The 12,928-nt window shown below is 55.5% G+C and carries 8 protein-coding genes and 1 pseudogene; all 9 read left to right on the top strand.

What is annotated here, in order from left to right:
- Positions 1–186 (top strand): annotated as a pseudogene (locus A5774_RS11585) (DivIVA domain-containing protein); the annotation flags it as partial.
- Positions 187–217: 31 nt separating this feature from the next.
- Positions 218–760 carry a DUF177 domain-containing protein gene (locus A5774_RS10700; RefSeq protein WP_021353232.1) on the top strand — a complete coding sequence of 181 codons (543 nt, stop codon included), beginning with the start codon at positions 218–220 and terminating at the stop codon, positions 758–760.
- Positions 753–1,514: a ribonuclease III gene (gene rnc / locus A5774_RS10695; RefSeq protein WP_021353231.1), complete on the top strand. Its 762-nt coding sequence runs from the start codon at positions 753–755 to the stop codon at positions 1,512–1,514. The genes A5774_RS10700 and rnc overlap by 8 nt, the downstream gene beginning before the upstream one ends.
- A gap of 5 nt (positions 1,515–1,519) precedes the next feature.
- A complete protein-coding gene (mutM, locus tag A5774_RS10690) occupies positions 1,520–2,428 on the top strand; it encodes a bifunctional DNA-formamidopyrimidine glycosylase/DNA-(apurinic or apyrimidinic site) lyase (protein ID WP_064834725.1) in 909 nt (302 codons plus the stop codon).
- Between the two features lie 19 nt (positions 2,429–2,447).
- Positions 2,448–3,929: a sodium:alanine symporter family protein gene (locus tag A5774_RS10685; RefSeq protein WP_021353229.1), complete on the top strand. Its 1,482-nt coding sequence runs from the start codon at positions 2,448–2,450 to the stop codon at positions 3,927–3,929.
- Between the two features lie 39 nt (positions 3,930–3,968).
- The gene (gene smc, locus A5774_RS10680; protein ID WP_064834724.1) at positions 3,969–7,436 is read left to right on the top strand and encodes a chromosome segregation protein SMC; all 3,468 of its coding nucleotides are present in this window, start codon (positions 3,969–3,971) and stop codon (positions 7,434–7,436) included.
- A gap of 123 nt (positions 7,437–7,559) precedes the next feature.
- Positions 7,560–8,438, top strand: a complete 879-nt coding sequence (locus A5774_RS10675; protein WP_231892422.1) for a glycine betaine ABC transporter substrate-binding protein — start codon at positions 7,560–7,562, stop codon at positions 8,436–8,438.
- An 87-nt stretch (positions 8,439–8,525) separates the two neighbouring features.
- Positions 8,526–10,085, top strand: coding sequence for a signal recognition particle-docking protein FtsY (gene ftsY / locus A5774_RS10670; RefSeq protein WP_082936211.1), 1,560 nt, complete (start codon positions 8,526–8,528; stop codon positions 10,083–10,085).
- 24 nt (positions 10,086–10,109) lie between these two features.
- Complete coding sequence (locus tag A5774_RS10665; protein WP_064834722.1) at positions 10,110–12,926, top strand: DUF4040 family protein; 2,817 nt, start codon at positions 10,110–10,112, stop codon at positions 12,924–12,926.
- Positions 12,927–12,928 lie beyond the last annotated feature (2 nt).

Below are 12,928 nucleotides of genomic sequence, written 5' to 3'. Positions count from 1 at the left end.
ACCGAGTGCGATGACTATATCGATGCCCGTCTCGGTGAATTCGAAGAAAACCTCAATGGCGTCTTGCGCACGGTGACCCGCGATCGCGCCGCCCTGCGTCGTGGGGCTGGCGCAGGTGGGGCAGTCAGTGCGAACGGGCGCGGCGCCCGCCGCTGGGATGAACGCGATGAAGGTTACGACTACTAGTTCGGGCTAGCCCGGTATGCTAGGACGAGTTATGACATCACCATTTGTTTTCGACGTCAAAGCGCTGCTGACACAGCAGCAAGGCCCAGAGCAGATCACGCATACCGGACCAGCGCCACGACGCATCGGCGCAGAAATGCTCGCGATTGAAGAGGGAGCGGAAGTCACCGTCGATGCCGTGCTGCACTCGCTCGGTTCCGGCGTCATGGCAGATGCCGACGTCAGCGCAGTGCTGCGGGGAGAGTGTTCTCGCTGTTTAAGCCCACTCGAGCGTCCGACCGAGTTCCGGATTAGTCAAGTTTTTGCTGCCGACGATGAGTTTATTAGTGGCGATGCGGAAGACGACGAAGACGCTGGCTCCGGCGATGAGATTCCACAAGTCAGCCACGAGGACACGATTGACTTGCTGCAAACCGTCACTGATGAGCTAGTAGTCGCGTTGCCGTTTAACCCGGTCTGTGAAGACGGCTGCCCAGACGATGCGCCCACTCCAGCACCTGACGGGGTATCGGGCGAAGAAACTGAAGAACGTGTAGATCCGCGTTGGGCAGGGCTGGAGAAGTTCCGTGACTAGGTCGAATAAGAAAACCCGGCTGACTGGCGAACAAGCCTTAAAGCAGGCTTTTGAATCGACTGATCACACCCCGCTGCTCGACAGTTTGGGGGTGGATTTATCTGATGAGTATCTTTGCCTGGCATTAACGCACCGTTCTTTTGCTAATGAAAACGGCGCGCTGCCGAACAATGAACGCTTGGAGTTTCTCGGCGATGCGGTTCTTGGTTTGTCCATTGCCGCGAAACTGTACGAGCTCCACCCGGACCGCCCTGAATCAGATATTTCGAAGATGCGTGCATCCATCGTTTCTCGCTACGGCCTGGCCGACGTAGCCCGAGAGATCAACCTTGGTCCGCACATTCTGTTGGGGAAAGGCGAAAAACTCACTGATGGTGGAGATAAAGATTCCATCCTCGCCGATACGACTGAGGCCTTGCTGGGGGCAATCTACCGGCAGTACGGTTTCGAAATTGCTAGAGAGGTAATCCTGCGGCTTTTTGCTACCAAAATCGATGGTGCTTCTGCACGCAATCGCACGCTGGATTGGAAGACCACCCTGCAAGAAGCACTTGCGGTCGCAAAACTACCGATGGCCGTCTATTCGGACGAACGTACCGGCCCTGATCACGACTTGACGTTCTATGTCACGGCGACAGTAGGCAAAACCGAGGTTGGCTATGGGCAAGGCCCGAACAAAAAATCCGCTGAACAGCAAGCCGCACGTCAGGCATGCGAATTGGTGCAATCGAACCCAGGTGCGATTAAGGTATAGCCACCGTGCCGGAATTACCCGAAGTTGAAGTAGTCCGCTCCGGTCTTGCCCAGCACACCACCGGAGCGCGGTTCCGCAATGTCGAGGTTTTACACCCAAGGGCAAACCGCGGGCAGGAGTTTCCGTTGCCCGGTTTGCTACACGGGGCGGTGATCAAGCAGTGGTGTCGGCGTGGCAAATTCCTGTGGGCTGAACTTACCGACGGCCAGGCCCTGTACGTGCATCTGGGGATGAGCGGGCAGATGCTCGTCGGCAAGCCCGGGCAGGTGACTTCCAAACACCTGCGCATTCGGGCAGAGCTGGAAGTCCCGAGCGCCAGCGGTGATGCTGCTGATGCAAAAGACAGCGGTGCTGCTGGTATTGCCGATCATCGTGCGGCCGGCGTCGACAAGCGTGAGCTCGCCTTCGTCGATCAACGCACTTTTGGTAGGTGGTTGGTCTGCGAATTTTCGGAAGAGAAGCCGGATCTGCCAGAACCAGCAGCGCATATCGCCCCGGACCCGTTTAGTCCAGATTTTGATTTGCTAGCTGCCGCCTGCGCAGTGCGAAAGCGTCGTTCTGCGGTGAAATCCGTGCTGTTAAACCAAGAAATTGTCTCTGGTATTGGCAATATTTATGCCGACGAAGCACTGTGGGCGGCACAAATCCATCCGGCGACGCCCGCGAACAAACTCTTGCAACGCCAGGCGGTGGCCTTGCTGGAAGCGGCTCACGATGTGATGTCCCGCGCCTTAGATGCCGGAGGTACCAGCTTCGATGCACTTTACGTCAACGTTAATGGTGGGAGCGGGTATTTTGAACGCTCATTAAATGCTTACGGGCAAACCGGAAAACCATGTCTACGCTGCGGAAATGAGATCACCCGAATTGTGATTAACAAACGCTCGAGTCACTTTTGTGCAGTGTGCCAATGACACTATAAAGTGACAAGCTATGAACTTCCTGGAAAGCGTTGAAGCCGTCATCGTTAAGTTTAATGACGGCATTTGGGCAATCATCCCGTGGCTGCTGATTGCATCTGGTGTGTACTTTGCCGTGCGGACAAGTGGTGTACAGGTCACCAAGCTCGGCGACATGTTCCGTTCGTTGGGTGAAGGGCCGAAAGGTAAAGGCAAGAACCTGGACCCCGAATATGGCGGTATCTCCGCATTCAAGGCTTTCACTATCTCTGCAGCCTCCCGCGTGGGCACCGGCAATATCGCTGGTGTCGCGGTAGCCATCACTATCGGTGGCCCTGGTGCAGTGTTTTGGATGTGGATTATCGCGCTGGTTGGTGGCGCGACCGCATTCATTGAGGCGACCTTGGCACAGCTGTGGAAAACCAAAGAAGCTAGCGGAAACTACCGTGGTGGTCCGGCCTACTACATGACCCGTGGCCTGGGCTTCAAACCGCTGGCAGCGGTGTTCTCGGTGGCTTTGGCCTTCACCTTCGGCTTCGTTTATAACGCTTTCCAATCGAACGCCATTGTCGATACCATGTCCACCTCTTTAGGCCTGGAAGGTTGGGTGTTTAACCTCATCATCGGCATTGCCTTGGCGGCTATTTCTTCGGTTGTCATCTTCGGTGGTGTGCAGCGCATTGCGAACTTCACCCAGGTCATTGTCCCATTCATGGCTGGCCTGTATGTGATCATTGGCTTGGTAGTCATCATCATCAACATCAACGAAGTTCCAGGAATGATCGGCCACATCATCGGTCATGCTTTCGGTGTTACCGAGGTTGTCGGTGCCACTGTCGGTGCGGCGTTTTCCCACGGTATGCGCCGCGGTTTGTTCTCTAACGAGGCCGGCCAAGGTTCCGCTCCGAACGCTGCTGCCACTGCTACCGTGTCTCACCCGGTTAAGCAGGGCTTAGTGCAGACCTTGGGCGTTTACTTCGACACCCTCCTGGTTTGCTCTATTACCGCTTTCATCATTTTGCTCGGCGGCGACCACAAGTACGGCCTCGATAACATTGAAGGCGCTGCACTGACCCAAACAGCCTTGGCAAACGAGGTTGGTAACTGGGGCATCCACATCGTCACCTTTATCATCTTCTGCCTGGCTTTCTCTTCCGTACTGGGTAACTACTATCTGGCACAGACTAACCTGCAATACCTCACGGAATCTCCGAAGGTCCTCAATGGTTTCCGAGTAGGCGTGCTGGCCTTCATCGTTATCGGTTCCGTCACCAGCATCCCTGTGGTCTTCGCGCTGGCAGATACCTTCGCTGCGACAATGGTGGTCCTTAACCTGATTGCGATTGTCCCGCTGGGTGGAGTTGCGCTCAAACTGCTGAAGAACTACAACCAGCAAAAGCGCCGCGGCCAGGATCCGGTTTTCCACCGCGATATGCTGCCGGGCCTGAAAAACGTTGAAGCCTGGGATGGGTCCGATCCAGTAACCCGCCGCAGCGAAGAAGACGCGCTGAAATAAACCAGCCTGGGCTGGTTCCAGACATAGTCCACATAGTCTATGCACCTAAAAGCATTAACCCTCAAAGGGTTTAAGTCATTCGCTTCGGCGACGACAATGAAATTTGAACCCGGCATCTGTGCAGTTGTCGGGCCAAATGGCTCTGGAAAATCCAACGTCGTGGATGCGCTGGCCTGGGTCATGGGGGAAGGCAGCGCGAAAACGCTGCGCGGCGGCAAAATGCAAGATGTCATCTTCGCCGGAGCAGGAGGGCGCAAACCGCTCGGACGCGCCGAAGTGACTCTGACGATTGACAATGCCGATGGCCAGCTGCCGATCGAGTACACCGAGGTCAGCCTGACACGGCGCATGTTCCGTGACGGTGCCAGTGAATATGAAATCAACGGTGCTAAGGCCCGACTGGCCGATATTCAGGAACTATTGTCAGATTCCGGCATTGGGCGAGAGATGCACGTTATCGTTGGGCAGGGAAAACTGTCTGAGATCCTGGAGTCGAAGCCGGAAGAACGCCGTGCTTATATCGAAGAAGCTGCAGGCGTGCTTAAACACCGTCGTCGACGAGAAAAAGCTCAGCGTAAACTCAACGGCATGCAGGCGAACTTGGATCGTCTGCAAGATCTTACTGACGAGTTATCAAAACAGCTCAAACCACTGGCGAGGCAGGCCGAAACCGCGCGTAGGGCTGCAACTGTGCAAGCAGAGGTGCGCGAAGCCCGGCTGGTTCTGGCGGGTGAAAAAATTGTGCGCTTGCGTGGGCATAAAGAACAAGCGGGGCTAAAAGCGGAAGAGCTGCGTGGGCGGCTAGAGACCAACCAGGAACACCTGGAAGAAGCGGAGTTTCGGCAGACGGAAGCTGAAGCCGAGCTTTCCCAGGTCACCCCAGCAGAACAAGAAGCTCAAAACCTATGGTTCCGTCTGTCCGCGTTGAGCGAACGCATCGCTGCGACTGTGCGCATTGCTGCCGACAGAGCACGCAATTCCGGGAACATCGCTGCCTATTCTGGCCAAGACCCCGACGAATTGGAAGCCCGGGCGTTACGCGCAGATGAAGAGCATGAAGAACTCGTAGAAGCCGCTGAAGCGGCTGCAGAAGAGCTAGAAGAGATTCGAGAAGAAGTTGCTGAGCTCAATGAAACGGTACAAGAAGCTGAGCGGGAGCACCTGGCACGATTGCGCGCAGAATCCGACCGACGCGAAGGCGTGGTGCGCCTAGTGGCGGAAGAAGAATCCGTCTCGCAGCAGCTGAACAGCGCCCGTGAAAACCTGGAGCGCGCAGAAGAAACAGGGCAGGAAGCTCGCACGCGCCTGCAAGAGGTTCGGAAAGAAGCCCGTGAATGGGCGCATAAAACTAAGGAACTGCGTGGACAGCGCGAAACCTTGGCCGCGCGTGCACAACAAGCCAGTTCCGAATCGACGGCTGCCGAGCAGCGCCTCGATGACCTACGCGAGACTCAACGAGAACGAGAACGCGTGGTTTATACCTTGCAATCGCGTATCGACACTTTGCAGGCACAAGCACCGAAGCAAGACATCCGAGAACATCTGGATGATTCTTGGCGTGATCTGGTTGATCTTGTGCGAGCAGATGCCGGATGGGAGGCGGCGCTTTCTGCCGCGTTAGGCGACTATGCGAAAGCATTGGCTGGTCCCGTTTCGTCCGAGTTGCTTGCTGAGGCGATTGATTCCACACGCGCGGTATTGGTGGATACGAGTCGAAGCGCGACTGCCTGGCATGTGGATACTGCGGTCAGCGCCGAGTGGCTACTTGACCACGTGACTGTGAATGATTCCGTGGCAGTGGCAGTTGGCCGGATGCTTGCCGACGTCGTCGTCGCGAAAGACTACGCCACCGCACGAGAACTGATTCGTGAGGATCCACGCCTGCGCGCGGTTACCCGAGACGGACTGCTGATTGGTGAAGGCTGGGTCGAGGTTGGCTCACACGCAGGTTCTGCGGTGGAGCGCAGCTCGGAGATTGCGCAGGCGCAACAGGGACTGCGCGTTGCACAAGCGGAATTGGAACAGTTGGCTGGCACGATCGCAGGTGCGAAGCAGTCGGCGGAAGAAGCCCGTTTAGAATCCGCCCATCACGGATCCGCACTGCGGGAACACGATAAAGACATTCAAGCAGCAGAACGCGAAGAACAGCGCGTGCACCAACAGGTGGAGCGCTACGCCAGAGAGCATGAAACTGCTGCTGAGAGAGCACAGCAGGCGCGCGCACGCAGCGAGGAGCTGGAATCGCAGCACAGGGAAGTTAGCGACCGGCTGGCGCGCGTCGATAAGCACAACGACACCGGAGAAGCCGGTGATGCCAAGGAAGAAGCTGCGGCTTTAGAGCAGCAACGACAGGCAGCGCAGGCAGCATTATCCCAAGCTAAGGCGCGGGAAATGGATGCCGCTGTGGCCGCACGTAGCGCGCAAGATCGGGCCGGGCAAGCGCATGGAAAAGGTGACGCGCTGCGTCGGCAAGCAGAACACGAGAGAGTAGCTAAGCGTAGGCATGAGCAAGCCATGGCTCGCCGCAAACAACAGGCTGAGTTGGCCGAGGCAGTGCTGGGCCATGCCCAAGAAATTGCAGAACGGGCGGAAGCAGCGACCGAGCGGGCCGGACGCCGTCGTGATGAGCTTACTGCTCGACGGAACGAAACAAATACGCGCTTAAACACAGTACGCGCGGAAGTTTCGGCAGCGCGGAGATCGTTGGATGCGGTGACGAAGGAATTTCATCAAGCTGACATGGAGGCCTCACAGTCCGCCGTACGCGTCGAAGAAGCCGAAAATAAAGTCGGTGAGCAGCTGGGTATCGCGATCGAGGATCTGGTGCGCGAATATAGTCCGGGGGAAGATTTCGACCGCGCGGCAGAAACAAAGCGGCTCAAGCGCGCCGAAAAGGACCTGGGGGCGTTGGGAAAAGTCAATCCATTGGCACTGGAAGAATACAAAGCGATGGAGGAGCGTTACAACTACTTATCGCAACAGCTTGACGACGTCATCCAGACCCGGCGCGATCTGCAAACCATGATCACAGAGGTCGACCAGCAAATCTTAGAACTGTTTACGCAAGCCTGGAAAGATGTGGAGGCGGAGTTCCCGCGCGTGTTTGCCACGTTGTTTCCTGGTGGCGAAGCGCGGTTGCTTTTGACCGAGCCAGAAGACCTGCTGAGCACCGGCATTGAGGTGGAAGCCCGGCCGCCGGGGAAGAAGGTGAAGCGTTTGTCTCTGCTGTCGGGTGGGGAAAAATCACTGACTGCATTGGCAATGTTGGTGGCGATTTTCCGTGCGCGTCCGTCGCCGTTTTACGTGATGGATGAGGTAGAAGCCGCCTTGGATGATGTGAACCTGCGCAGGTTGCTGGCCTTGTTCGAGGAATTGCGCAGGGATTCACAATTGATTGTGATCACGCACCAGAAACCGACGATGGATATCGCGAATGTACTTTATGGTGTGACGATGCGCTCAGATGGTGTGACGCATGTGCTTTCGCAGCGGTTGGCGCGCGGATAACGGATCCGCTAAGTAGCTGCGGCTGAAGGCTACGTTCAGCAACTAGCACCCGCGATGTGCCGGTAAAAGTGGCATGTTTGCAGGTTGCGGTCAGCGACGTTTAAGGCACGTAGACTAGCGTCTGTGAAAAAGAAAATGACTTTTGTGTCCATGCTGGTGAGTGCCTCGTTGGCCCTGGGTGCGTGCGCGAGTGATCCCAACGGCGGCGATGACAAAGAACTGACTTTCGGATATATGACAGCGTGGAGTGACATGCTGCTCATGGCGAACTTAATTGAATACGTCGCCTCTGACCACGGCTATAGCTTCGAGCACACCGACGTTAATGACGTTGCTGCTGTTTATACAGCCGTGTCTAATGGTGATATTGACATTGTGCCGTCCAGCTGGCCGGAGCGTACCAATAAGGATCAGTGGGAGCGATTCAAAAACAATATTGAAGACATTGGGGTTTTCTTCCCGAATGCACGATTGACTCTTGCTGTACCGGAATACAGTGAACTGGATTCTATTGCGGATCTGGTTGGTGCAGAAGCGCGCTTCGACGGCGACATCATCGGAATTGAGGCGGGTTCTGGAGCCGTGAACGTCGTTGAAAACGAGGTGATCCCGGAATATGGTTTGGATGGCTACACGCTGAAAACTTCGTCGACTCCGGCGATGTTGGCGGAGTTGGACGACGCGATTTCCGATAAACGCGATGTTGTGGTGACACTGTGGCGTCCGTATTGGGCAAATAATACGTACCCAGTGAAGGACTTGGCGGATCCGAAAGGTGCTTTGGGAGAGCCAGAAGGCTTGCATACGCTGGCTCGCCCTGATTTTTCCGCTGAGCACCCAGAGTTGGCGCAATGGATTTCTGAAATTTCACTGTCGGATGAGGAATATGGTGCGCTCGAAGACTTATTGCTGAACAAATATGACGAAGGCGAAGAGCAAGAGGCTATCGCAGAGTGGATCGAAAATTACGGCGATTCTTTACCGGCCTGGCCTACTGAGTAGATAACGAAAAGACAACTAAAAACCACGAAACAACAGCGTATGCCAATTTTGGGGATGCGCATGTAAAAAACGAGGAAGGCTGCCAGAATGGAGACCATGGATACTTCAGAATCATGGTGGGATAGTCTCATGGACTTTGCGACGAACAATGCCGTCGCGTTTTGGGTGATTGTTGCCGCTGTTGCGTTGGCACTAATCATCATTATTGCGCTAATCGTTGGCGCGAAGCGCAAAAAGTCGAAGATGGTTAGTTTCGGTGGTGAGGATTCCGAAGAGCCGAAACAGCTGACCCAAGAGCAAAAATCCGGTAATTACCAAGCCACCGGAGGCTTTAATTTTGCCCCGGGTGGGGCAGGGGAAAAACAACCTGCTGCTAAGCCTGAGCCTGAATTTAAGCAGGAACCAATCGCTTCTGAGTCGGCTGATGCGACAGATGAAGAATCCATTAGGAATGCGGAGGCTGCTGAGTCAGCCGAGCAAGAAGCTTCAGCGCAGCCAGAAGCCGAAGAGTCTGCTGCGGAAGACTCTGTTGACGGAAGGGTAGAGGCAACTTCACAGGCAGCTCCAGAAGTAGAGGCAACTTCACCGGCAGCTCCAGAAACAGAGGCAGAACCGGAGGTAGAGCCGGAGCCAGAACCGGCACCGGAATCAGAACCGGAACCAGAACCAGAACCGGAGGCAGTACCTCAACCGGAGCCGAAGCCCCAAGACGATATCGCTCCGGCTACGGGACGTTTGTCTAAATTGCGGGGTCGGTTATCCAAGTCGCAAAATGCCATCGGGCAAGGAGTGTTGGGGCTTCTCACAGCAGGCGATCTGGATGAGGACGCATGGGAAGAAATTGAAGATACCTTGATCATGGCGGATTTGGGAACGAATGCCACCATGAAAGTCACCGATTTGCTGCGTGAGAAAATCTCTGAGCGCGGTGTATCGTGCGAAGCCGAGGCCCGCGCGATGCTGCGTGAGGCGCTTATTGAAGTAGGCAAGCCAGAGATGGATCGTTCCATCAAAGCGATGCCACATGACGGTAAACCGGCCGTTGCCATGATTGTTGGCGTTAACGGCACCGGTAAGACAACCACCACCGGCAAACTTGGTCGCGTGTTAGTAGCAATGGGGCATGATGTGGTTTTCGGCGCTGCCGATACCTTCCGTGCTGCAGCAGCCGACCAGCTGGAGACATGGGGTCGTCGCGTTGGGGCGACCACCGTCCGCGGTGCCGAAGGAGCAGATCCTGCTTCCGTCGCTTTTGATGCCGTGGCGACGGGAGTCAACGAGGGCGTTGATGTGGTGCTGGTTGATACCGCAGGCCGTTTGCATACCTCGAATAACCTGATGGACCAGTTGGGCAAGGTTAAGCGTGTCATCGAGAAGAAGGCGGAAGTCGACGAGGTTCTCCTGGTTATCGACTCCACCGTCGGCCAGAATGGTTTGGCCCAGGCGCGGATCTTCCGTGAGGTCGTCGACATCACCGGTGTTGTTTTGACCAAGCTTGATGGCACGGCAAAGGGCGGCATTGTGTTCCAAGTACAAGAAGAACTGGGAGTGCCGGTCAAGCTCGTGGGCTTGGGCGAAGGCGCGGACGATCTGGCTCCGTTTGAAATCGAATCATTTGTCGATGCGCTCCTGGGCAATGAGCGTTAGCTCTACGTGATAATCTAAACGACGATGATTTTTTCCTTATTAGCGCTACTCGGGGTGACGGTGGCCAGCGCCCCGCTGCTTTCGCGCCTACTAGGCCGAAATGCGGGTTGGGTGTTGGCTCTACCGCTGATCGTTGCAACCATCATGGGGGTTGCCGTCTACGATGGGATACACACGGAATCAGTACCGTGGATTCCTTCGTTGGGCGTGGACTTCAACGTTCGTCTGGACGGTCTATCATTCGTATTTCTGTTGCTGGTCCTTGTGATTGGCGCCGGGGTGCTGATGTATTCCACCCGCTACCTGCACCACAAGGATTCGGCGTTCTACTTCTTTATCACCGGCTTCGCGGCGGCAATGGCTCTGTTGGTGACCACTGACAACCTGTTTGTTTTCTATGTTGCATGGGAAATGACGACGCTGTGTTCGTTCTTCCTCATCGGGAACTCCGGTGAAAAGGGGCAACAGCCAGCTATCCGAACCCTCTTGGTCACTGTCCTTGGTGGTCTGTTGCTGCTGACGGCAACCATCATCATGTCTGTGTCGACGGCCACATTGCAGCTTAGTGAAGTCATTGCGTCGGACTATTGGGCTGACAACCCTGGAACCTTGACTGTGGTAGCGATGTTGATCGCCGGGGCCGCGTTTACAAAGTCTGCGCAGTTCCCATTCCAAGCCTGGTTGCCTGATTCTATGGTAGCTATCGCGCCGGTTTCTGCTTATCTTCACGCGGCAGCAATGGTTAAAGCAGGAATCTACTTGATTCTGCGCTATTCTCCGCTGTTTGGAGAAGTAGCCATCTGGAATATTTTGCTTATTGTGTGTGGTTTGTTCACGGCTGCTTTTGGCGCCATGACCGCCGTGACCCGCGACGACTTGAAGGAACTGCTTGCTTATTCCACCATGTCGCAGCTTGGACTTTTGGTGGCCACGGTTGGCATCGGCACGGATGCAGCACTGACGGCGGCCATTGTGCACACCATTGCGCACGCGTGTTTCAAGGCTGCGTTGTTCATGTCTGTAGGCATCGTCGAACATGAATCTGGTACGCGTTTGTACTCTGAGCTGCATTATGTCCGTACCAAAATGCCGGTAACCAAGACCTTGGTGGTCATCGCCGCAACCTCGATGGCAGGCATTCCATTGCTGTTCGGTTTCGTATCCAAGGAAGGTCTGATAGAGGCTGCGTTGGATGCGCCGTTCGGTGACAACATGAACGTTCTAATCACCGCCGGTGTGGTCGTGACGTCGATGTTTACCTTCGTGTATTCCTTCAAATACATCATCGGTGTCTTCGGAGCACGGGGCAGTGTTGCAGAAACCGACGTAAACAAGACCGTCCCAGAAGCTGCATTCACTTTCTGGGTCATCCCAGCGTTGTTGGCTTTGCTGACGCTTGCATTGGGCCTATACCCGGGTGCGGTCGATAACCTGGTTGATGACGCCGCGCTCGCTGTTACCGGTGCAGACCAACATGTGCACCTCGCCATTTGGCACGGTTTCAACATGGCACTCGGAATGTCGGTGCTCATCGTGCTCGTTGGCATCGTGCTAGTTCTGAATCGTGATCAGTTGTTCCGGGCGATGTCTGTTTTTGGTGCTCCGCTCACTGGTCTATATGTGGTGGAATTTTTGCGCCAAGGCATCATCAATACGGGCGGCAAGTACTTCACAGCCGCTACTGGCACGACGTCGATGCGGCGTCACCTCGTGTTACCACTGCTTGGCGTCATCACCTTGGCGGTGATCGGCATCTTTACCCTGAACGATCTTCCTGAGGTAGTTGGGGAACGGGCTTGGGCCATCGACTGGATTTTTGTTCTACTCGTCGCGATGGGTTGTATGGCCACCGTGATGGCTAAGTCACGCTTGACAGTGGTTGTGGTCGTATCGATCGCGGGCTTTGGCATGACTCTGTGGTTCTACGTCCTTGGTGCCGCTGACGTGGCGAATACCCAGTTGACGGTGGAGATCCTGACAGTTTGTGTTCTGGTGCTGATTCTGCACCGTCTACCGGACCATTTCACTCCAGATACACGTCGTTCGCATTTCTGGTCTATTGTTCTCTCAGTTGCCGTAGGTATCTCCACCATGCTGGCAGTGTTGGCTCTAACCGGACGCCGCGAGATTTCGGATGTTTCCGAATACTTCTTGCGTGAAACGGAAGAACTGACGGGCGGCTCCAACATTGTCAACGTCATTCTGGTCGAGTTCCGTGCCTTCGATACCTTGGGTGAGCTAACGGTCCTTGGCGTTGCTGGTATCGCGATTGCCGTGCTCCTGTCCAATAACCGCTTGCTTGCGGTGCACGATACCCACATGGACAAGCACTCTCCGCTGATTGATGCACGCGCAAACTCTGTGTTCTTGCGTTCGACCAGCAAGCTGGTGGGGCCAATCATCGTCGCTTTGTCGATCTTGCTGTTTTTCCGCGGGCACAACGAAGCAGGCGGCGGATTCGTAGCTGCGTTGATTGCTTCGGCTGGATTCGCGTTGGTCTACCTGGCCGCGCCATCGAACGCCGAAGCCAAGATCCGCTTGCCATACATGGCACTGATTGGTGGCGGCATCACAGTGGCTGTAGCTACGGGTCTATTGGGCTTTGTCGAAGGCTCTTTCCTCAGGCCACTGGACACCCACATTTTTGGTTTGCACTTGTCGACGGCCCTGCTGTTCGATCTCGGCGTATATCTGGCCGTGATTGGCATGATTCTGGCTGCTTTCAACCTTCTGGGAATGCCTCGGCTGAATTCTGACGAAGCCGATGCCCGCGAACCAGGAGCGGATGCCGACCTTGCGGACCGGTCCCTGGAAGCCGAACCACAGGCAGAAAGGAACTAATT

Origin of the sequence: Corynebacterium sp. EPI-003-04-2554_SCH2473622 (genome assembly GCF_001665955.1) — a bacterium.
In the GTDB taxonomy this organism is placed as follows: Bacteria; Actinomycetota; Actinomycetes; order Mycobacteriales; family Mycobacteriaceae; genus Corynebacterium; species Corynebacterium pseudodiphtheriticum.
The sequence above is the reverse complement of the archived record's forward strand: the minus strand, read 5'-3'. Positions and strand labels throughout refer to the sequence as shown.